22 protein-coding genes are annotated in these 22,459 nt (G+C 39.2%); 18 read left to right on the top strand and 4 right to left on the bottom strand.

Annotated features, from left to right (window positions below):
- Positions 1-27 precede the first annotated feature (27 nt).
- Genes gatC through gatB form a run of 3 tightly spaced genes read left to right on the top strand, consistent with a single transcriptional unit; the run spans position 28 to position 3,240 of the window.
- Positions 28-333: an Asp-tRNA(Asn)/Glu-tRNA(Gln) amidotransferase subunit GatC gene (gene gatC, locus KJS37_RS03055; protein WP_017368695.1), complete on the top strand. Its 306-nt coding sequence runs from the start codon at positions 28-30 to the stop codon at positions 331-333.
- Positions 333-1,805, top strand: a complete 1,473-nt coding sequence (gene gatA / locus KJS37_RS03050) for an Asp-tRNA(Asn)/Glu-tRNA(Gln) amidotransferase subunit GatA (protein ID WP_213495864.1) — start codon at positions 333-335, stop codon at positions 1,803-1,805. The genes gatC and gatA overlap by 1 nt, the downstream gene beginning before the upstream one ends.
- A gap of 1 nt (position 1,806) precedes the next feature.
- Positions 1,807-3,240: an Asp-tRNA(Asn)/Glu-tRNA(Gln) amidotransferase subunit GatB gene (gatB, locus tag KJS37_RS03045; protein ID WP_165711746.1), complete on the top strand. Its 1,434-nt coding sequence runs from the start codon at positions 1,807-1,809 to the stop codon at positions 3,238-3,240.
- A gap of 14 nt (positions 3,241-3,254) precedes the next feature.
- Here the strand turns inward: gatB and KJS37_RS03040 are convergent, their stop codons facing one another.
- Together KJS37_RS03040 and KJS37_RS03035 are read right to left on the bottom strand one after the other, a co-directional pair.
- On the bottom strand, positions 3,255-4,610 hold the full coding sequence (locus KJS37_RS03040) for an MATE family efflux transporter (protein WP_213495862.1): 1,356 nt from the start codon (positions 4,608-4,610) through the stop codon (positions 3,255-3,257).
- Positions 4,611-4,736: 126 nt separating this feature from the next.
- Positions 4,737-4,934 (bottom strand): cold-shock protein, encoded by a 198-nt coding sequence (locus KJS37_RS03035; RefSeq protein ID WP_003133641.1) that lies wholly within the window; start codon positions 4,932-4,934, stop codon positions 4,737-4,739.
- A gap of 111 nt (positions 4,935-5,045) precedes the next feature.
- Here KJS37_RS03035 and KJS37_RS03030 point away from each other — a divergent pair, with 111 nt between their 5' ends.
- The 15 genes from KJS37_RS03030 to KJS37_RS02960 all read left to right on the top strand — a co-directional run bounded on the left by KJS37_RS03030 (position 5,046) and on the right by KJS37_RS02960 (position 19,602).
- Positions 5,046-5,564, top strand: coding sequence for a 5-formyltetrahydrofolate cyclo-ligase (locus KJS37_RS03030; RefSeq protein ID WP_213495860.1), 519 nt, complete (start codon positions 5,046-5,048; stop codon positions 5,562-5,564).
- Entirely contained in the window at positions 5,554-6,246 is a 693-nt protein-coding gene (locus KJS37_RS03025; RefSeq protein ID WP_213495858.1) for a rhomboid family intramembrane serine protease, read from the top strand. The genes KJS37_RS03030 and KJS37_RS03025 overlap by 11 nt, the downstream gene beginning before the upstream one ends.
- A 16-nt stretch (positions 6,247-6,262) precedes the next feature.
- Positions 6,263-6,715: a dUTP diphosphatase gene (locus KJS37_RS03020; protein WP_096368837.1), complete on the top strand. Its 453-nt coding sequence runs from the start codon at positions 6,263-6,265 to the stop codon at positions 6,713-6,715.
- 89 nt (positions 6,716-6,804) lie between these two features.
- Positions 6,805-8,181 carry a bifunctional metallophosphatase/5'-nucleotidase gene (locus KJS37_RS03015; protein ID WP_213495856.1) on the top strand — a complete coding sequence of 459 codons (1,377 nt, stop codon included), beginning with the start codon at positions 6,805-6,807 and terminating at the stop codon, positions 8,179-8,181.
- On the top strand, positions 8,151-8,753 hold the full coding sequence (locus KJS37_RS03010; RefSeq protein WP_165713340.1) for a YutD family protein: 603 nt from the start codon (positions 8,151-8,153) through the stop codon (positions 8,751-8,753). Before KJS37_RS03015 ends, KJS37_RS03010 begins: the two co-directional genes overlap by 31 nt.
- A 94-nt stretch (positions 8,754-8,847) precedes the next feature.
- Positions 8,848-9,918 carry a dual-specificity RNA methyltransferase RlmN gene (rlmN, locus tag KJS37_RS03005; protein WP_213495854.1) on the top strand — a complete coding sequence of 357 codons (1,071 nt, stop codon included), beginning with the start codon at positions 8,848-8,850 and terminating at the stop codon, positions 9,916-9,918.
- Between the two features lie 209 nt (positions 9,919-10,127).
- Positions 10,128-11,357: an arginine deiminase gene (gene arcA, locus KJS37_RS03000; RefSeq protein WP_213495852.1), complete on the top strand. Its 1,230-nt coding sequence runs from the start codon at positions 10,128-10,130 to the stop codon at positions 11,355-11,357.
- 126 nt (positions 11,358-11,483) lie between these two features.
- Complete coding sequence (argF, locus tag KJS37_RS02995; protein ID WP_213495850.1) at positions 11,484-12,527, top strand: ornithine carbamoyltransferase; 1,044 nt, start codon at positions 11,484-11,486, stop codon at positions 12,525-12,527.
- A 197-nt stretch (positions 12,528-12,724) separates the two neighbouring features.
- Complete coding sequence (locus KJS37_RS02990) at positions 12,725-14,188, top strand: basic amino acid/polyamine antiporter (RefSeq protein ID WP_017368706.1); 1,464 nt, start codon at positions 12,725-12,727, stop codon at positions 14,186-14,188.
- A 97-nt stretch (positions 14,189-14,285) separates the two neighbouring features.
- A complete protein-coding gene (arcC, locus tag KJS37_RS02985) occupies positions 14,286-15,236 on the top strand; it encodes a carbamate kinase (RefSeq protein ID WP_213495848.1) in 951 nt (316 codons plus the stop codon).
- Positions 15,237-15,287: 51 nt separating this feature from the next.
- Positions 15,288-15,779: a prolyl-tRNA synthetase associated domain-containing protein gene (locus KJS37_RS02980; RefSeq protein WP_165713344.1), complete on the top strand. Its 492-nt coding sequence runs from the start codon at positions 15,288-15,290 to the stop codon at positions 15,777-15,779.
- A gap of 10 nt (positions 15,780-15,789) precedes the next feature.
- Complete coding sequence (locus KJS37_RS02975) at positions 15,790-16,920, top strand: aminotransferase (RefSeq protein WP_096368830.1); 1,131 nt, start codon at positions 15,790-15,792, stop codon at positions 16,918-16,920.
- Between the two features lie 77 nt (positions 16,921-16,997).
- The gene (locus tag KJS37_RS02970) at positions 16,998-17,609 is read left to right on the top strand and encodes a nitroreductase family protein (protein WP_017368710.1); all 612 of its coding nucleotides are present in this window, start codon (positions 16,998-17,000) and stop codon (positions 17,607-17,609) included.
- 107 nt (positions 17,610-17,716) lie between these two features.
- Positions 17,717-18,697 (top strand): polyprenyl synthetase family protein, encoded by a 981-nt coding sequence (locus tag KJS37_RS02965; protein WP_213495846.1) that lies wholly within the window; start codon positions 17,717-17,719, stop codon positions 18,695-18,697.
- Positions 18,698-18,699: 2 nt separating this feature from the next.
- The gene (locus KJS37_RS02960) at positions 18,700-19,602 is read left to right on the top strand and encodes a prenyltransferase (RefSeq protein ID WP_213495844.1); all 903 of its coding nucleotides are present in this window, start codon (positions 18,700-18,702) and stop codon (positions 19,600-19,602) included.
- A 193-nt stretch (positions 19,603-19,795) separates the two neighbouring features.
- On the opposite strand, the gene feoB is transcribed toward KJS37_RS02960, so the two are convergent.
- Both feoB and KJS37_RS02950 read right to left on the bottom strand, forming a co-directional pair.
- Positions 19,796-21,901 carry a ferrous iron transport protein B gene (gene feoB, locus KJS37_RS02955; RefSeq protein ID WP_213495842.1) on the bottom strand — a complete coding sequence of 702 codons (2,106 nt, stop codon included), beginning with the start codon at positions 21,899-21,901 and terminating at the stop codon, positions 19,796-19,798.
- Between the two features lie 12 nt (positions 21,902-21,913).
- Positions 21,914-22,375 carry a ferrous iron transport protein A gene (locus tag KJS37_RS02950; RefSeq protein WP_213495840.1) on the bottom strand — a complete coding sequence of 154 codons (462 nt, stop codon included), beginning with the start codon at positions 22,373-22,375 and terminating at the stop codon, positions 21,914-21,916.
- Positions 22,376-22,459: the final 84 nt, after the last annotated feature.

Here is a 22,459-nt window from a genome sequence, read left to right as displayed (position 1 = left end):
AAATCTTTAATAGTTAGGGAAAATAACATGAGCAAGATTACAAAAGAACAAGTGGAGCATGTGGCAACTTTGTCAAAGCTTAAATTTGAGAAAAATGAACTTGATGCTGTGACGGATAAACTCGATAAAATTATCGAAATGGTGGAGCAGTTAGAGGAAGTCAATACGGAAAATGTAGAATTTACGATGAGCGTTGCGGATAACTTAAACCGCATGCGTGAAGATATTGCTGTACCGGGTGATGACCGCGATGAATTAATGCGTAATGTACCAACGAAGCAAGATGGCTTTATTAAGGTTCCCGCAATGTTGGCTGATGGAGGAGATGCATAATGGCTTTGAATAATAAAACAATTAAAGAGTTGCATGACCTCTTGGTGAAAAAGGAAATCTCTGCTGTTGACTTGACACAGGCGATATTGGATGATGTGCATGCACGTGAAGCAGCAATGGGCAGTTTTGTTTCTGTATTAGATGAAGAAGCACTAGCGCAAGCAGCTGCTATTGATGCGCGTGGGATTGATGCAGCAAAACTTACAGACGGTATTCCCTTAGCAGTTAAAGACAATATTGTTACTAAGAATATTGAAACAACTGCAGCAAGTAAAATTCTTTCTGGTTTTATCCCACCTTATGATGCAACTGTCGTTGAAAAGCTTTATGACAATGGCATGGTTATTATTGGTAAAGCCAATATGGACGAATTCGCAATGGGGGGCTCAGGGGAAACTTCTTCTGTTAAGCCAACGTACAATGCGTGGGATCAAACAAAAGTACCTGGTGGATCATCTTCAGGTTCAGCTAGTGCTGTTGCGAGTGGACAAGTACGCTTGTCATTGGGATCCGATACAGGTGGTTCGATTCGCCAACCAGCTTCGTTCAGTGGTATTGTGGGTCTGAAACCAACTTACGGACGTGTTTCTCGTTATGGTTTGATTGCTTTTTCTAGTTCACTTGATCAAATTGGTCCCTTTTCAGCTACTGTTGAAGAAAATGCACAACTTTTAAATGTTATCTCAGGTAGTGATGCTAAAGATGCTACAAGTTCAGAAGTAGCTGTGCCAGATTTTGGTTCAAAAATAGGACAAGATATTAAAGGAATGAAGATTGCTTTGCCTAAAGAATACTTTGGTGAAGGCATTGATCCAGCAGTCAAAGAGCAAATTATGGCGGCGGCGAAACACTTAGAATCTTTAGGGGCTATTGTTGAAGAAGTGAGCTTGCCACATAGCAAGTATGGGGTAGCTGTTTACTACATCATCGCTTCTTCAGAAGCGAGCTCAAATCTCCAACGCTTCGATGGTATTCGTTATGGTTATCGTGCACAGGATATCGAAAACCTTGAAGATGTCTATGTGAAATCACGTTCAGAAGGCTTTGGCGATGAGGTCAAACGTCGCATTATGCTAGGTACATTTAGTCTTTCTGCAGGGGCATACGATAAGCACTTTAAAAAGGCCGGTCAAGTGCGTACAATGATTATCGAAGACTTTAATAAAGTATTTGCGGATTATGATTTGATTCTTGGCCCAACGGCTCCAACGGTTGCCTTTGGCTTCGATGAAAAATCAAAAGATCCTGTTCAAATGTATCTCTCAGATATTTTAACTATTCCAGTCAACCTTGCAGGTTTACCAGGAATTTCGATTCCGGCGGGTTATGTCGAAGGTCTACCTGTTGGTATGCAATTGATTGGTAAACGCTACGATGAGGAGACAATTTATCAAGTCGCAGCAGCGTTCGAAGCAACGACAGATCATCATAAGAAAAAACCAATTATCTTTACAGAAGGAGGGGCAAAATAAGATGAACTTTGAAACAGTCATTGGACTTGAAGTCCATGTTGAGTTAAATACAAACTCAAAAATTTACAGCCCAACTCCAGCTGAATTTGGCTCTGAACCAAATGTCAATACGAATGTTATTGACTGGGGAATGCCAGGGGTTTTGCCAACATTGAACAAAGGTGTTGTCGTTGCTGGGATGAAAGCTTCTCTTGCCATGAATATGTCGATTCAAAAGAGTATGCACTTTGATCGTAAAAATTATTTTTACCCTGATAATCCTAAAGCTTACCAAATTTCACAAGCAGATGAACCTATTGGTTACAATGGTTCTATTGAAATTGAACTTGAAGACGGTACTAAATCGACTGTACGTATTGAGCGTGCACATATTGAAGAAGATGCCGGTAAAAATACGCACGGAACCGATGGCTACTCTTATGTTGACTTGAACCGTCAAGGGGTGCCATTGATTGAGATTGTCTCTGAGCCAGATATGCGTAGCGCTGATGAAGCTTATGCTTATCTAACAGCATTACGTGAGTTGATTCTCTACACAGGTATTTCTGATGTGAAGATGGAAGAGGGATCAATGCGTTGTGATGCCAATATTTCATTGCGTCCTTATGGCCAAGAAGAGTTTGGTGTTAAAACAGAAGTGAAAAACATGAACTCTTTCAGTAATGTGAAGAAAGCTTTAGCCTTCGAAATTGAGCGTCAAGCGAAGATCCTTCGTGCTGGTGGTGAAATTCGTCAAGAAACACGCCGTTTTGATGATAAAACAGGTGAAACTATCTTGATGCGTGTTAAAGAAGGGGCTTCGGATTACCGTTATTTCCCTGAGCCAGATTTGCCACGTATTGAAATTTCTGAATCTTGGATTGATGAAGTACGTGCGGAACTTCCTGAGTTCGCAGCTGCGCGTCGTGTGCGTTATGTAGAGGAAATGGGCCTCAGTGAATATGATGCACGCCAGTTGACAACTTCAAAAGATGTCTCTGACTTCTTTGAAGCGGCTGTTAAACTAGGTGGTGATGCCAAATTGGTATCCAACTGGCTTCAAGGGGAAGTTGCACAATACTTGAATACAGCACATCTGGAACTTAAAGATATTCAATTAACCCCAGAAAATCTTACAGAAATGTTGCGTTTGATTGCGGATGGGACAATTTCATCTAAAATTGCGAAGAAAGTCTTCCTCGAATTAGCTAAAAACGGCGGATCAGCAGAAGCTTTTGTTAAGAAGGCAGGATTGGTTCAAATCTCTGATCCAGCTGTACTCTTGCCAATTATTCATGAAGTCTTTGCTAAAAATGAACAATCTGTTGCGGATTATCGTGGCGGTAAGGAAAATGCAGCTAAAGCTTTAGTTGGTCAGCTCATGAAAGCTACAAAAGGACAAGCTAATCCGACAGTAGCGCAAAAACTACTCTATCAAGAATTGGATAAAGACTAATATAAAAAAATCGTTCAAGGAAGAACGATTTTTTCTTGTGTGTTTTCTCGGTTAAAGCGACGGACCATCCGAATAGTTGTGGGGATTAAAATAGCGGTTGATCCAATCCAAGCAGCAGGATTAGATGAAATAATCACGGTATAATTTAAGAGATTAACACCGATGATAGCCACTGCGGCACGCATAACTAGCTCTGCCACACCACAAATCGTCGGAATGCGCGCATTGCCCAAGCCTTGTAGTGTGGAGCGTGTGACAAAGAGAATAGCAAGTAGCCAGTAGAAACCACCATTTACAATATAATAATGTCTAGCCATATCGATAACAGCAGTTTGGTTTGGTGAGATAAAAGCAGTAGTGAAGTAGTAGTTCAAGCTTACTAAAAGAAGGGCAAAGCCAATCGCCCAAGAAACAGCAATGAGTAGAGCTTGGAAAAGCCCTTGATTTATTCGTCGATATTGTTTTGCACCATAGTTTTGGGCTCCAAAAGTAGCCATGGCAAGCCCAATCGACATCATTGGCAGCATCGCGATTTGATCAATCTTAGAAACAATAGCCTGAGTGGCGACAGCATTTGTTCCCATAGTGTTAAGCGCTACTTGAAGCGTAATAGAGCCAATGGCGATAATACTAGATTGAAATCCCATGGGGATGCTTAAGCGCGCATGTGTACGTATTTCTTGTGCATTGTAAGCAAGGAGTTTGCGATTAAGATGTAACTCAGGCACCTTGAGTTTAATGTGTAAAATCAGATAGAGCACAGAGATACATTGGGCCAAAATCGTAGCTGCACTTGCCCCTGCTAAGCCTAAATGGAGAACGAGGATTGCGAAATACTCAAAGCCTATATTTAAAATACTGGCGACGATAAGTGCATAGAGTGGTGTCTTGGAATCACCTAAGGCACGGAGCGCATTTGAATAATAAGCATATAGTGTGGTCGCTGTAAGTCCACCTAGCATAATACTCAAAAAAGTATGTGCACCTTCGTAAATCTCAGCAGGAGTTTGCATAAGTTGGAGTAATTGCCCCACAAATAGGACCGATAAGACACTGAGCAAGAGCGAGATAGCTATCGTAAAATACAGCCCTGTCACAAAGGACTTTTTGACAGCATGTGCATCTTTGGCACCAAAGCGTTGCGCAGTGATAATCGTGAGTCCAGCGGTCATACCCTGAGCAAAACCAACGATTAAAAAGTTGATGGACCCTGTAGCTCCTACAGAAGCAAGGGCGTTTTTCCCTAAAGTTTGACCAACGATTAGTGTATCTGCGGTATTATAGAGCACTTGAAAAAAGTTTCCCAAGAGCAAGGGGAGGGTGAAGGTAATTAAACCCTTAAGAATGTTTCCTTTTGTTAAATCTTTCATAATATTCCTAAATTCTTTGCTTTATACATTGTAAACTTTTTATATCTATAAAACAATAGCATAGCTGCTTTTATTGTGGTGTTTAAACAAAAAGAAAAAGCACCGTAAAGGTGCTTTAATTACCAATTATTTAGTAACATTGATTGCTTGAGGTCCACGTGGGCCTTCTTCAAGATCAAAGCTAACTTTTTGGCCTTCATCAAGAGTTTTGAAGCCATCAGTTTGAATAGCTGAGAAGTGTACGAATACATCGTTGCCTTCTTCAGTTGTAATGAAGCCAAAACCTTTAGTAGCATTAAACCATTTTACAGTTCCTTGTGCCATTTGAATACATCCTTTCTTTAGTTTGGTAAATCTTATCGTCGGAAAGCGTGTAACAAAAAGCACAAACGTTAACTTGAAAAAAACTTACAGCTTTATGATACCATATAAAGTATGGAAAAGAAAGCGCTAATTCGAAAAGAAATGATAAATTTACTGAAAAGTTTTGATTTTGCTGACAAAAGCCGCCAAAGTCAGAAAATTATTGCAGAGCTGCTTGCTTCAGAACAATGGAAGAGCGCGAAGACTGTTGCGCTCTATATGCCGCAAGAGTTTGAATTTGATTTGGGAGGCCTTTTTAAGCAAGAAGATAAACAAATAGTTATACCAAAAACTTTCGCTAATCGTCAGATGATTTTTGTAAAGTACGACAAAAATAACTTAGAACGTACAAAATTTGGTATACTAGAACCTAAGTCTGAAAATGAAATTGTCCCTGATTTGATTTTGGTCCCCGGTTTGGCTTGGAATAAGGAAGGCTATCGGATTGGTTTTGGTGCGGGATATTATGACCGTTATCTGGCAAGCTTTTCTGGACAGACAGTTAGTCTATGTTATGATTTCCAGCACAAAGACTTTCATCCAGAACCTCATGATATAAGCATAGGAGAAATATTTACTTATGAACATTGATATGATAAAAAAAGACTTTATGAAGCATAAAGCGACTTATATTTTATCACTTTTAACAACGATGGTTTGGCTTTATCAATTTTTACGTTATGGTTTAGCTGCAACCTCGGCTATTAATCTTTTTAACACTGGTGCATTATTTCCACCAGCCATTTTAGCTGATCCAACTCAATTGTGGCGCCTTGTTACACCAATTTTTATTCATATTGGATGGACGCACTTCCTCATGAATACTCTGACGCTCTTTTTTATTGGACGTCAGGTTGAAGCTGTATTTGGTAGTCTTAATTTCAGTTTGATATATATTCTCTCAGGAATTTTTGGTAATGCCGCAACCTTTATTTTTTCGCCCAACTCCTTATCTGCAGGGGCATCGACGTCGATCTTTGGCCTTTTTGCAGCAATTGCGGGAATTGGCTTCTTTACAGGGCATCCGATGCTAAAACAGATTGGTAAGACATTTACCATCTTGATTGCGATTAATCTTTTCTTTAATATGTTTAATCTTAGCTCAGTCAATATTTGGTCACATGTTGGAGGAGCAGTTGGGGGGCTTCTTTTAGCTCCTGTTTTTCCACCCAAATATTTCAAGAATTCTGTACCAATGCAAAATCGAATTTTATCAGGAGTAACGGTCGTTGTCTTATTTATCGTTTTTCTGGTTTTACCATTTATAAAGTAAACAATAAGGAGTAATTATGAAAACACGTGGATTTGAAATAGTAAGTAAATACAAAAATGAAAACCTAGAATTACCAATGCGTGCGACCAAGCATGCGGCAGGCTATGACTTATCAGTGGCTGAAAACATTTCCATTAAACCTGGTGAAATCAAGCTGGTATCTACAGGGTTGAAAGCATATATGCAAGCAGGAGAAGTTCTGTATCTGTTTGATCGCTCGTCAAATCCGCGTAAAAAAGGTTTGGTGATGATTAACTCGGTAGGTGTCATTGATGGTGACTATTACAATAACCCAGGAAATGAAGGTGAGATCTTTGCTCAGATGAAAAACATTACGGAGTCAGAAGTTATCTTGGAAAAAGGTGAGAGAATTGTTCAAGCAGTCTTTATGCCTTTCTTGGTTGCTGATGGAGACGAAGAAGTGGTCAAATCTACACGAACTGGCGGCTTCGGATCAACAGGAAAATAGGAATGAAGCCTTGCTTTTGATTTGCAGGCGTAAGTATAAAAGTACAAAAGCTACCGCTTTAGCGGTCTTTTTTGTGCTATAATGGTAAAATGAATTCATTACGCATTATTCACTTGAACGATCTGCACTCGCATTTGGAACGATTTCCAGTGATTGAGCGTTTTTTTGCGGAAAAATCAGTTGGGCATCCAGATGTCTTGCGATTTGACTTAGGGGATAATGTTGACCGGGTACATCCTTTAACCGAGGCAACAGAAGGGCAGATTAACGTTGTTCTGATGAATAAACTGGATTTGACAGCAGCAACTCTCGGCAACAATGAAGGTTTAGGCTTAACTCATGAAATGCTAAGTTGTTTATATAATCAAGCAGACTTTGATATATTGCTTTCGAATATCAGTAATATGCCTTTTACTCAAGGTCCTAAAATTATTGAAAGCAGTTGGGGAATGCGTATCGGAATCATTGGTTTGACAGCTCCTTATTCGGCTTATTTACAAGCAGGTTGGGATATTATTGATCCTTTAGCTTGCTTGGATCAGCTTTTGCCGCTGGATTGTGATTTTACGATTCTTTTGAGCCATTTGGGAAAAACTGTGGATGCAAAAATTGCTGAAAAATACGATATCGATTTAATTATTGGAAGCCATACGCATCATCTTTTTGAACATGGGGCAGAATTACATGGCACCTTACTTGCGGCTGCAGGAAGATACGGGGAGCATATCGGAGAAATCAATCTTACCTTTGACCAAAATAACAAAGTAATTGCTTCAGAAATTTCCACGATTGCTACCAACACGCTAAAAAAAGAAAAAAGTGATGCTTTACACATCAACTTGTGGGAGTTGAAAGGACGTAAAATGTTGCAAGGCAAGGCTGTCGGAGAAATTCCTTATAGCCTGACCAATGTTTATCCTGACTATAATGCCAGCCATTTTATTGCAGAGTTACTTGCCCGATATGGCAACGTGGGAGCTTGTGTTTTGAATACTGGACTCTTAGTTACAGAAGCATTGCCACACCAACTTACTTCAGATGATTTACACCAATTTTTGCCCCATTCCATGCGTTTAGTGCGGCTTACGATGAGCGGGAAGGCATTGAAAGAAGTTTTACTCGAAATGCTTGATGTATCTGCAATGCTGTCGGGGCAAAATATTCGCGGTATGGGTTTTCGAGGTAAACGATTTGGTCGACTTATCTTTCAAGGAATAAGTTTTGATAGAGGGAGTTTCTATTATGGAAGTACGCCTGTGCTTGATACTGAATCTTATAGTATAGTCGTTCCTGACCAGTATCTCTTTGCTTGGTATTTTCCTTTGTTGAAAAAGCAAGAGAAAGCAGAAATACTTTTTCCGTATTTTCTACGTGAAATAGTAGCAAATGAATTAAAAAACGAGAAAATGAACAATAAGAGAAGGGGGAGAGGGAAGTGCCAAAAGAAGTTGACGAATCAAAATTAAATTATAATCGTTTCCCTGGAGAGCGGGTTACAGCTACAGATGATATTGTAAAAGTAGGCGGTAAAACTTTTCATCTGGTTTACAATTATCGTGAAGGATTTGATGCTGAAAAGCTGGAGCAGCGATTTAGCGATATTTTCGATAAATATGACTACATTGTGGGAGATTGGGGTTTTGAACAGCTCCGTTTAAAAGGCTTTTTTTCAGTAAGTAGAAAAAAAATGCAATCGGAAAACAAAATTGATCGACTAGAAGATTACATTAATGAATATTGTAATTATGGCTGTGCTTATTTTGTTTTACGACGTGTACGGTCACAAGATGAAGCTTACACATCCGAACGTGTTTTTGAAGACAAGCCACGTCAACCTAAATTTGAAAAGCCACGACGTCGAAATAATCGCAATAAAAATCGAAGTCCTCAAGAAAAGCAAAAGAAAAATGAGAAAAAATCATTTGAAATTCGCGAAAAATCAGGCAAGAAACCAGCTAAGGTAAAACAAAATGAGAAAAATGAGAAATATACAACCTCTAAATCTAATTTTGTAATACGCGAACGTTCAAAAAAATAAAATGGACAAAAATATAAAAAGTGTCTAAAAATGTATTGAATAATATGCAAAAAAATTCTCTAAAAGTTTTTTTGTGAAAAATATCGGAGATATAATGGAAAAACAAACAATTTATGGCTTAACACGTGATCAACTTATTGATTGGGCGATTGAAAATGGTGAAAAAAAATTTCGTGCAACTCAAGTATGGGATTGGCTCTACCGAAAACGTGTTCAAACGTTTGAAGAGATGACAAACTTATCAAAGGATTTTATCGCAAAGTTGAATGCGCATTTTATTATGAATCCTCTGGAGCAAGTCGTTGTGCAGGAGTCGGAAGATGGAACAGTTAAATATCTATTTATGTTACCAGACAAAATGATGATTGAAACTGTGTTGATGCGTCAATCTTATGGCTTATCTGTATGTGTAACCACACAGGTAGGGTGTAACATGGGCTGTACGTTTTGTGCCTCTGGTATTCTAAAAAAAGAGCGTGATGTGACAGCTGGAGAAATTGTTGCTCAGATCATGTTGGTTCAGAAGTACTTCGATGAAAAAGGCCGAGATGAGCGTGTTTCTCATGTTGTGGTCATGGGAATCGGTGAACCATTTGACAACTATGTAAACTTAATGAACTTTTTACGCACAATTAATGATGATAACGGCCTTGCTATTGGAGCACGTCATATTACTGTGTCAACCTGTGGTTTCATGCCAGCAAAAATTAAAGAGTTTGCAAATGAAAACTTACAAGTGAACTTGGCTATTTCTTTACATGCACCAAACAATGAATTACGTACAAGTTTGATGCGCATCACACGTAGTGCACCACTAGAAAAACTTTTTGAAGCGATAGATTATTATACTGAAACAACAAATCGTCGTGTAACCTATGAGTATATCATGCTTTCCGGAGAAAATGACACTCCAGAAATTGCTCAAGAATTGGCTGATTTAATAAAACCACGAAATAAACTTTCATATGTCAATCTTATTCCATATAATCCTGTAGCTGAACATATCAAATATGAACGCTCAACACGAAATGATACTGCGAAATTTTATGATGTGCTCAAGAAAAATGGCATCAACTGTGTTGTGCGCCAAGAGCATGGTACAGACATTGATGCTGCTTGTGGCCAACTCAGAAGCAAACAAATTAGAAAAAACAAAGAAAAATAACAAAATGATAAAAGAAATCAGTGCAAAGGCTCAACCTTGCTATTACTGGTTTCTTTTTGTATATTTATTATTTTTAACAAAATGAAAGCGCATTATTATAATAATCTTCAATTTGCATTCAAAAAAAGATTAGACTATAATAAAAGGTGTTGAAAGCGCTTTTACAATTTTAATATATAGTTTTATATAAAAGAAAGGATGCTTATCTCATGGAAAAAGCAATCAATGTCAACTCAGAAATCGGAAAACTTAAATCAGTTCTCCTTCATCGTCCAGGTGCTGAAGTCGAAAACATCACACCAGACACAATGCACCAACTCTTGTTTGATGATATCCCTTACTTGAAAATTGCGCAGAAGGAACACGATTTCTTTGCTCAAACATTACGTGATAATGGGGCAGAAACAGTCTACATAGAAGATCTTGCCACAGATGTTTTTCAAACGGAAAGTGTTAAAAAAGATTTCTTGGCCCGTCTCTTACATGAAGCTGGATATCGTCCAGGGCGTACACTTGAAGGTTTGACTGAGTACTTGTCAAGTATGGACACAAAAGCAATGGTTGACAAGATTTATGCCGGTGTTCGTAAAAATGAATTGGACCTAAAACGTACAGTTCTTAGCGATATGGCTGGTTCTGATGCCGAAAACTATTTCTACCTCAATCCATTGCCAAATGCCTACTTCACACGTGATCCACAAGCATCTATGGGTGTAGGGATGACCATCAACAAAATGACTTTCCCAGCACGTCAACCTGAATCATTGATTACTGAATATGTAATGGCACATCACCCACGTTTTAAAGATACTCCAATTTGGCGAGATCGTAACCATACAACACGTATCGAAGGTGGTGATGAACTCGTATTAAACAAACACACTGTAGCTATTGGTGTGTCTGAACGTACTTCATCTAAAACAATTCAAGCTTTAGCAAAAGAATTGTTTGCAAACCCATTGTCAACCTTTGACACTGTACTTGCTGTTGAAATTCCGCATAATCACGCAATGATGCACTTGGATACAGTGTTTACAATGATTAATCATGATCAGTTTACAGTCTTCCCAGGAATCTTTGATGGTTCTGGAAATATCAATGCATTCATCTTACGTCCGGGTAAAGATGGAGATGTGGAAATTGAACATTTGACAGATCTTAAAGTTGCTCTTAAGAAAGTGTTGGAACTCTCAGAACTTGACTTGATTGAATGTGGTAATGGTGATCCAATCGTTGCACCACGTGAACAATGGAATGATGGTTCAAACACATTAGCTATCGCTCCTGGTGAAATTGTTACTTATGACCGTAACTATATCACAATCGAATTACTTAAAGAACATGGTATCAAAGTCCATGAGATTCTTTCAAGTGAGTTGGCACGTGGTCGTGGTGGGGCACGTTGTATGTCTCAACCATTGTGGCGTGAAGATATTTAATCAAATACCCACTCTTTATTTGCTTGGTTTACAGCTCTGTCAACCTTGTTGACACCTTATTGCTTACAGCACAAGCAAATGTCCTTATTTTAAAAAATAAAAAAATTATATTTAGGAGAAAATTAAATGCAAACACCAAAAATTAACTCAGTTTTCCAAGGCCGTTCATTTTTAGCAGAAAAAGATTTTACACCTGCAGAAATTCAATATCTTGTTGACTTCGCTATTCACTTAAAAGCATTGAAGAAAAATAACATTCCTCACCACTATCTTGAAGGAAAAAATATTGCCTTGCTTTTTGCTAAAACTTCTACACGTACACGTGCCGCATTTACAACTGCAGCTATCGACCTCGGGGCTCACCCAGAGTATCTTGGTAAGGATGATATTCAACTTGGTATCAAAGAATCTACTGAAGATACTGCCCGTGTTCTTGGATCAATGTTTGATGCGATTGAACGTCGTGGTTTCTCACAAAAAGAAGTCGAAGACTTGGCAAAATACTCAGGTGTTCCTGTATGGAATGGCTTGACTGATGATTGGCATCCAACTCAAATGATTGCAGACTACATGACAATCAAAGAAGAGTTTGGCTATCTTAAAGGTCTTAAACTTGCTTATGTTGGTGATGGTCGTAATAACATGGCCAACTCTCTTATCGTAACAGGAGCGATGCTTGGAGTGAGCGTAACTATTGTAGCGCCTGAATCACTTCAACCTTCAGAAGAAGTTATGGAAATTGCACGCAAATTTGCAGCTGAGTCAGGTGCAAAACCAGAAACAACTGCAGATATTGAAACAGGGGTTAAAGGTGCAAACATTATCTACTCAGATGTATGGGTATCAATGGGTGAATCAAACTGGGAAGAACGTGTGGAACTACTCACTCCATACCGTATCACAATGGATATGATGAAATTGACTGGAACTCCAGATGAAGAGCTCATCTTCATGCACTGCTTGCCAGCTTTCCACGACACTGAAACTGAATACGGTAAAGAAATTAAAGAAGAGTATGGCTTGACTGAAATGGAAGTTACTGACGAAGTATTCCGTTCTAAATATGCACGTCAATTTGAAGAAGCTGAAAACCGCATGCACTCAATCAAGGCAATCATGGCAGCAACTTTGGGTAACCTCTTTATTCCAGATGTACCAAGTATCAAATAATAAATTTTGAATTTGATTTTTTCCGGATTTGACAGACTTTCCACTTCCTAATACCGGTGGGAAGTTTGCACAAATCTGGAAAAAATATTTTTGGTTCCCTCTATAACTCTTGTTTTGAAAAGGTCAGACCTCGTATATTTTCATAATTGGAGACTTTTTTAAAGCATATGACTTTATGAAAAAAAATAGGAAGTAATATGGAAGTAGAAAATAAAAAAGGAATAGGGCTCATGGCCCTCGTCGCAATTATCGTATCCGGAGCTATTGGTGGAGGGGTATTTAACCTCTCGAACGACTTGGCAAATGGAGCTACACCAGGTGGTGTGGTCATTTCATGGCTCTTTATTGGTTTTGGTATTCTTATGCTCGTTTTGAGCTTAAATCACCTCGTTGTGAATAAACCAGAACTCTCCGGTGTTTCAGATTACGCCCGCGCAGGATTTGGTGATTTTGCCGGATTCTTATCAGGCTGGGGTTACTGGTTGTCTGCTTGGGCAGGTAACGTGGCTTTCGCTGTTTTGATGATGACATCTGTCAACTATTTCTTTCCTGGTGTTTTTGCTAATGAAGACGGTTCTTTGACCTTTTTATCAGTCATCGTTGTTTCAGTCGTTTCGTGGTCGTTAACTGCACTTGTTATTCGTGGGGTTGAAGGGGCAGCAGTAATCAATGCTATTGTACTTATTGCTAAATTAATTCCAATCGCAATTTTTGCCATTGTTGCCATTGTTATGTTTAAAGCAGGAGTCTTTACAGAACATTTTTGGCAAAATGTCGTCATTAATGCAGATGGATCAGCAGCATTTACTCAGATGACTGCCTCAGGATTAATCGGACAGATTCAAAGTTCCTTGATGGTTATGATTTGGGTCTTCGTTGGTATTGAAGGTGCGGCAATGATGGGCGACCGTGCTAAGAAAAAATCAGATGCTGGTAAAGCTTCAATTATTGGATTGTTTACTTTGCTAGTGATTTATATCTTGCTTTCGCTCTTACCTTATGGGTACTTGGATCAAGCACAGCTTGCAAGTATGCCACAACCAGGTATGGTTGGTATCTTACGTGAAATGGTTGGCCCTTGGGGTGGTAATTTGATGGCTATTGGGCTGATCATCTCGCTTCTCGGAGCTTGGCTATCATGGACCATGCTTCCAGTTGAGTCAACTTCTCAGTTGGCTTCGCAAAAGCTCTTGCCTGCTTGGTTTGGAAAAGAAAATAAAGCTGGTGCACCTGTTAATTCATTACTTCTGACTCAAGGTTTTGTACAGCTTTTTATCATCATCACTTACTTTGCCTCAGATGCTTACAATGTCTTTGTTTACCTCTGTACTGCAGTAATTATGGTCTGCTATGCCCTTGTCGGTGCATATCTGTTAAAAGTTGGTTTAGTTGAAAAATCAACTAAGAATGTGTTGATTGGTTTCTTTGCTATGGCATTCCAAATCATTGCCCTTTACCTGAGTGGTTGGCAGTTCGTTTGGATGGCTTCTATTCTGTATGTTGTTGGTTTTGTCCTCTATATCCGTGCAAAACGTGAAAACAACAGAACTATTTCAACAGGCGAATGGTTTGCTATTATTATCTTTACTCTCGCAGCTTTGCTGGCTCTTTATGGCTTGCTTGCTAATCAGTTTGGTTTGAGAGAGTTACTTGGTATTTAAAAAGAAAATTTAGAGTAAAATTTTTGAGCAATCAAAAGTTTTATTCTTTCAAGCGCAAAGTAAGCGCTTTAATAATATAAAATAGGAGAAAATAATTATGGTTAGACGTATTGTAGTTGCTCTTGGCGGTAACGCTATTTTGACAGATGATCCAACAGCTCAAGCACAACAAGAAGCACTTGAAGTTACAGCGAGTCAATTGATTCCGCTCATTAAGGATAACGATGTAGAAATGGTTGTGACGCATGGTAATGGCCCTCAAGTTGGTAATTTACTTTTGCAACAACTGGGATCAGACAGTGCTAAAAATCCTGCGATGCCTTTAGATACAGCTGTGGCTATGACTCAAGGGCAAATCGGATACTGGATGACTCAAGCCTTTACTAAAGCTTTAATCAAAGAAGGCTTGGAACGAATTCCTGTAGCTTCTGTTGTCACACGTGTCGTGGTGGACAGTAACGATCCTGCGTTTGAAAACCCAACAAAACCGATTGGCCCATTCTATGACGAAGCACAGATGAACAAAATGTTGAAACAATATCCAGATTGGAAATTTGTCGAAGATTCAGGTCGTGGGTATCGTCGTGTTGTTGCCAGTCCAAAACCAGAACGTATTGTAGAAGCAGAAGCCATCAAACCACTGTTAGATGCTGCAGTTTTAACTACTGTATCTGGCGGCGGCGGTATCCCTGTAGTTGAGCATGAAGACGGTACATACACAGGAGTGGAGGCTGTAATAGACAAGGACTTTTCAGCAGCTAAACTGGCAGAGCTTGTGGATGGTGACGAGTTAGTGATTTTGACAGGTGTGGACAATGTTTTTGTTAATTACAACAAACCAGATCAAAAGAAATTAGAAAAAGTTACTTTGTCTGAAATTGGTGCCTACTTGGAAGACGGTCAATTTGCTACAGGCTCTATGAAACCAAAAGTTGAAGCAGCCATGGCTTTTGTGGAACGTACAGGTCGTGCCGCTACAATTACTTCCCTTGAAAATCTTGAAGATTTCTTGGCAAACGGTTCAGGAACAACAATTGTTGCTGATTAAAATTAAAGAGGTCGTGTTTTGCGCGGCCTTTTTCTTATATAAGGAGGCTGAATGAGAGACTTTAAAGAAGTAGAGAAGTTAATGGCTCAGCTCGAAATTCCCTATAAAATTGTCGAGCATCCGGCCAGTCATTCTACAGAAGAATCTGACCATTATATTGAAGGACATGAAGGTTGTAGGTCGAAAACTTTGGTTTTGGCTAATAAAAAATCTACGCAATTCTACATGGTTATTATGGATGACAGTAAGCGAGTTGAAATGAACAAACTGGGAGAGATACTTAAAGTAAATCGTCTCCATTTTGTATCAGAGGAACGGTTGGAAAAGATGCTTGATTTACAGCCGGGGATTGTTTCGATCTTTGGGCTGGTGGACAATAAGCAGGCGAATCTACATGTTTATTTTGACCGTGAAATGTTAGAAGAGCATGAGATTATGACGTTACACCCTAATGACAATACAAAGACAATCTTTTTTCCAATGGAAGATTGCTTTAAAATACTGGACGCACAATGCTATACTTATACTATAATTGATATTTAGGAGGGCACATATGAAGATAGATGGTTTTGGAGTAGAAGAATGGCTCAACGTATGGGAAAAAGAAGCAGTTTATGACATTGCGCAATCAACGATTTCATCCATGACGCTGCAAGAAATATTAAATCTGGAAGAAGACAAGGGCCAAAGCTTTATGTCTCGCTTGATGCAGGAAAAATTTAACTATGGTTGGATTGAAGGCTCTCCTGAATTTAAGCAAGAAGTTTCCAAACTTTATACGAAAGTTCCAGCAGAAAATATTTTGGCGACAAATGGCGCAACGGGTGCTAATCATCTGGTCTTGTATGGCTTGATCGAGCCGGGAGATCATGTGATTGCAGAGTATCCTAGCTACCAGCAGCTCTATGACATTCCACGTTCTTTAGGAGCAGAAATTGAGTTCTGGCAAATTTATGAAGCTGAAAACTGGTATCCACGCTTGGATGAACTTCGTCAGATGATTCGACCAAATACAAAGATGATTTGTTTAAACAATGCCAATAATCCAACAGGTACAACCTTAAACCGCGCCTTTTTGGAAGAGGTTGTTAAGCTAGCTCAAACCGTTGGGGCATATGTCTTGGTTGATGAGGTTTACTTGCCTCTTGATGATTCGGAAGATTATGCGCCAATTGTTGACTTGTATGCAAAAGGTATCTCGACAAACTCACTTTCTAAAACATATTCTGTACCTGGTGTACGTTTAGGTTGGGTAGCGACTCAAGATGAAAAGCTAGCAGATGAGTTTCGTAAATACCGTGATTATACAATGATTTGTTGTGGAGTCTTTGACGACGCCTTAGGAACCTTAGTCTTAAAGCACCGTGATCAAGTGCTGGCGCGCAATAAAGAAATTGTCACTAATAATTTGCAAATACTTCGAGAGTGGGTGGAACATGAGCCACTGGTATCAATGATATATCCTAAAGCAGTATCGACAAGCTTTGTGAAATTTGAAACGCTCGATCCGTCCCAAACAGAAGAATTTTGTGTGGCCTTGCTTAAAAACAAAGGTGTCCTTTTAGTACCGGGAAATAGGTTTGACTTGCCAGGCTATGCACGTTTAGGCTATTGTACGGATGAAAAGACATTACGCGAAGGTTTGTCTGCTTTGTCTCAATTTTTGCGAGAATATAACAAATAGGATAATAGAGGGGATTTACCCCTTTTTTATATACTAAAAATATGCAAATTTGGTACAATAATGAGAGGAGGATATTCATGGATTTTGTAAAAATTAATAAAGAACGCCACGCTGTAAAAACATTTGATGGTAAAAAAATACCAACAGTAGATGTGAAACAGATTATCTCTGCTGCAAGTTTAGCACCTTCTGCACATAACATCCAACCTTGGCATTTTGTTATTGTCGAGAGTGAACAAAAACGTCAAGAACTTCTATCCGTTGTTAATGGAAAAAATGGTCAGCAAGTGAAAGAGGCAGGAGCAGTTATTGCTATTTTTAGTGATACTAATCTTTCCGAACGCTCAAGTGAAATTGCACGTACAGGCGCCGGTGAAATGGACAGTGAACAACTGCAACGTTTCAATAGTCGTTATCCACAAATGTTCGAAAATATGGATGAGATGATGGAAGCAAGCTACTTGTCACTGAATATCGGTTTTGTGACGATGAATCTTATGTATGTCATCAAAAATAGAGGTTATGAAGGCAATATTATCCTTGGTTTTGAACGTACAGAGCGCGTGAACGAAATTCTTGAAGTCGATAAACGTTACCGTCCAGAGCTCTTGGTTGTACTGGGTTCATCAGAAGCAAAAGGTCAAGCAAGTTACCGCTTGCCACAACAAAATATTATTGAAATTCGATAATAAGTAGTAAGAGAAAAAAGTGAGTCGTTTATATCGAAATTTAAGGTGGATTTTGCTAGAATAAGAGAGATATAAAAACGATAGATATAAGGTAGTAAGGGGAAAAAGTGCTAGATTTTTGGCAGGACTATCCTGAAATTAAGGAAAAACTTATCGCAGTACAAACTATGATGACAGAACGTTTAGCGGTAAATAATACAGATATACGTGACGCATTACAAAAGTTTACGACGCGCGGAGGTAAAATGGTTCGGCCAGCGCTTTTTTTTCTATTCTCTGGTTTAGTTGAGGACGAGATAGAAGACGAAGAACGTTTGGTTAAAATAGCAGCCAGTTTGGAGTTGTTACATTCGGCAACGTTGATCCATGATGATGTTATTGATGATTCTCCTTTGCGTCGAGGTCTGCCAAGTGTAGAAGCACAATTTGGCAAGGATGTTGCAGTATACACGGGTGATTTTATTTATACGGTTTACTTCGAGTTGCTTTGTGAAACGATGGCAGCGACGCCATTTTTGCCGCGGAATGCAAGATCGATGAAAAAGATACTTCAAGGTGAACTTACACAGATGCAATCAGCTTTTAATGCCGATAACAGTATTAGACGCTATCTAAAAGCTATCAGTGGTAAAACCGCTGAACTATTGAGCTTGGCTTGCTTGGAGGGTGTGTATTTCTCTGGTGGTGACAAGCAGATGCAACGGTCTGCACGAAAAATTGGCTTAGCGATTGGTCTTGCTTTTCAGATTTATGATGATGTACTTAATTTTACAGTCGGCTTGGAAGAGGCTGACAAGCCCATATTGACGGATTTTCGTCAAGGGATTTATACTTTACCCTTGTTGCTGGCAAAAGAAGAAGCGCCTGAGAAAGTCCTACCTTATCTGGAAGCGCCAGAAGGACTGAGCCGTCAAGAATGTATCGAATTTTCCGAATTGGTAACTGATCTAGGAGGCATTACAGGAAGTCTTTTCTTAGCGAAACATCTGACAGATCAAGCACTACTTGAAATAGAGAAATTCCCAGAATCTCGTAACCGTGAAATTTTGATGGAAGTTACCCAAACCTTATTACAAAGAAGTTATTAAAAATGAACTTTAAAATATTTGCTGAGCTTATTGAGCTGAAAGCTAAAACAGCGAGCATTTTTCCTTTTATACTGGGAGTTGCTTATTCACTTTACCATTATCAAATAGCCAATTTTGGCCCATTAATCATCTACTTTGTAGCTATGTTTTGCTTTAACTGTTTTGTAGACATCTGGGACAACTACAATGATTATCATAAGGCTGTAGATACAGAAGATTACAAGAAAAATACCAATATCATCGGACGAGAAAATCTCTCGCTGTCGCTGATAAAGGGCTTATTACTTTTCTTCTTCTCTATTTCCTTGATTTTAGGATTAATTGTGGCAGGACTTGTGGGCTGGCCGGTGTTTTGGCTCGGACTTTTCTGCTACTTTATTGGTATCTTTTACTCAGCTGGACCAAAACCCTTATCAAGTTTACCTGTAGGTGAGCTGGCCAGTGGTTTAACAATGGGCTACTTAATTTTTCTGATTTGTGTGTATATCAATACAAGTGCAGTTTTTGTTTGGGATTTTGCAACTTTGGCATCAACCTTCCTTGTTGCTTTACCAAGTACCTTGTTAATTGCTAACTTGATGCTGGCGAATAACACTTGTGATTTGGAAGAGGACGAAGCTAATCATCGTTATACTATTGTGCATTACATCGGGAGAAAGAATGCTCTCCGCTGGTGGACATTAGCTATTGTACTGGCATACATTTTTATCGTTGTGGCAGTTGTTCTGGGGTTAATCTCTCCGCTGATGTTGCTTATGTTTATACTCTTGCCTTTCATCATTAAACAAGCACGCCCTTATCTGCAGAGACAAGTAAAAAGTGAAACTTTTATTGCTTCAGTGAAAATATTAATGGTCTTTTCTTTACTACAGGCTATACTGATGGTACTGGCTTTAGTTTTCTGAGAGTAAAATAAAAACTTCCTAAATGGAAGTTTTTTATTATTCACAACAGTCTTTTTTCGATGGGGTTTCTAGGACAGAAATACCCTTAACAGGACAGGTTGTAGTGGTACAGTCATCGCAAGCCCCTTTGCTCCGTACTGTTTTACGTATTGAAAAGAAAGCTGCGATTAAAATAAGAGACAAAAGAATGATACTAGCTAAGTTCAAGAGAAAGTTCCTCCTTGTTCGATGTAGATTTTGGTCTACGGAAGATAAGATAAAGACCGAAAACCAAGAGCAGTGTTGCAAGCAATGTACTAATGCTAATGGACTGCGTAAAAAAGGCAGAGCCCAACTGATAAATGATGAAACTCATACTGTAAGCCACAGCGGTTTGAAAGCCCACAGCGCGTAAAGTCCATTTAACTTCCCCCATCTCCTTATAAATTGCCGAAATCGCAGCAATACAGGGTGCACATAACAGGTTGAAGACAAGTAAAGAATAAGCGGCCAGTGGTGTGTAGCTATTTTGTAGAGCCGTCCAAATGGCTCGTCCGTTATTTTCTACCTCTGCACCTTGGGCGTACAATTGGCTCATAGTTCCGACAATAGTTTCTTTGGCAATTAAACCGGTCAAGGTAGCTACCGTTGCTTTCCACTCTCCAAAGCCTAAAGGAGTAAAAACAATACTCAAGTACCCTCCGAGTGTTGCTAATATTGATTGACCAGGTTCAACTTGGTGTAAAGTGAAGCTATAGTTTGACAAGAACCAGAGCGCAACATTGAGCGCAAAAATAATTGTCCCGGCGCGTTTAATAAAGCTCAATCCTCGATCAAACGCATATTTAAAGACGGTTGGAAAATGAGGCAGATGATAAGTAGGCAACTCCAAGATGAAAGCGGAAGTATCTCCTGCGAACATTCTTGTTTTTTTCAAAATTATCCCTGAGAGAATAATCATGGCCATACCTAAGAAGTAAGCGCTAGGTGCAACCCAGCTGGTAGAGTGAAAAAAGGCCCCCGAAACTAAGGCAATGATTGGCAACTTGGCTGAGCAAGGCATAAAGGTGGTAACCATGATGGTAATTTTTCGGTCTCTTTCTTGTTCAATAGTACGTGTAGCCATAATTCCCGGTACACCACAGCCAGAAGAAATCAACATAGGGATGAAGGATTTACCAGATAAGCCGAACCTTCTAAAAATACGATCCATGACAAATGCGACACGAGCCATATAGCCTGAATCTTCAAGAAAGCCTAACAGGAGGAATAGAACGAAGATTTGTGGAACAAAGCCTAGGATAGCACCGATTCCGGCGAGGACACCATCGAGGAGTAGAGATTGGACCCAAGGAACAATCGCCAAGCTATCCATTGCTTGGTGTAAAACATCTGGCAAAAAACCACCAAAAAAGTTATCGTTAAGCCAATCGCTAGCAGGTGTACCAATGACTTGTATAGCCAAGAAGTAGACCAACCACATGATGAGGATAAAGATAGGGAGTCCCAGCCATTTATGGGTAACGATACGATCGATTTTATCTGTTAGGTTAAGTTGTCCTTTTTGCGTACTTGTAACAACCAAACGAATAATTTGGCTAATTAAATCATAGCGCTCGTTGACGATGATTGACTCACGATCATCGCCCATAATTCTTTCGGTAATCGCTACGATTTCATCTAATTCTTGCCGTTGTGAGGCAGTGAGGGTGGCTAAGGCTAAACTGTCTCCTTCGAAAAGTTTAATTTGGTCAAAATGATTCTTGGCTTGGGGACAAATCGTTTGAATTTCTGCCAAGGCGCTTTCAAGACGATGATCATAATCTAAAGGAGTGATTTCAAGAGGCTGACAAGCTTTCCGAATAGCCTCGTCTAGTCCTTTCTTCTTTAGAGCACTCGTAAGTACGACAGGTAAACCTAAACTATAGGACAATTTTTCGATATCAATCTGTTTACCTTGATGTTCTAGCAAGTCGCTCATATTTAAAGCGACAACGATAGGAATATTAAACTCCATGAGTTGCAATGTGAGATACAGTGAGCGTTCAAGATTTGTTGCATCTATAATATTGAGAAGCACATCTGGGGGTGTTTCACTGAGATAATTTCGTGTAACTTGTTCTTCTAAAGTATAAGGGGAAAGAGAATAAGTTCCAGGTAAATCTTGAATCGCGATATTTTTGTCTTTTTTATAGCGTCCTGTTTTACACTCGACGGTTACACCTGGCCAGTTTCCTACCTGCTGATTACTGCCAGTTATTATATTGAAAATGCTTGTTTTTCCACTGTTGGGATTTCCCAATAAAGCGATTTTAGTCATCTGTATTTCCTTTTAGTCTTGGCTAACAATTTTTATTTTTTCAGCATCTTTCTTTCTTAAAGATAGAGAGTAACCACGAAGATGGAGTTCCATGGGGTCTCCTAAAGGTGCAAGCTTATGTACAGAGATACGTGTCCCTCTCGTAATTCCCATATCCATAAGCCGGCGCTTTATTTCTCCTTGGCCATCAAGCATTCGGACAACACCACTTTGTCCGGTATTCAAAGATGAAAGAGGTATAACTTCTTCATTTGATTGTTCATCTTTAATCAAAATAGTATTAAGATAGAGGTTACTCAATGCTAGACGTGTCTGACCAATCTTTAAAAGCGCATTTTCCCCATCCATGGACATTAGAACAACTTCTTTATCCGGGGTAAAACCAAGCTCTCGAAGTTTTCCAGCATGCTCAGATTTTAATATTTTACTTACATAATATATTTGACCAATACGGGCAGTATTCAGTGTTTTCATGCATGCTCCTTTAGTGAATGTAAAAAGTATTTGACATTACAATAAGTATAACACGAATTACTTGTAATTTCGAGGAAATTTGTG

The organism is Lactococcus formosensis (genome assembly GCF_018403745.1).
GTDB lineage: Bacteria > Bacillota > Bacilli > Lactobacillales > Streptococcaceae > Lactococcus > Lactococcus formosensis.
Note: the sequence above shows the minus strand (reverse complement) of the source record. Positions and strands in the feature narration are given on the sequence as shown.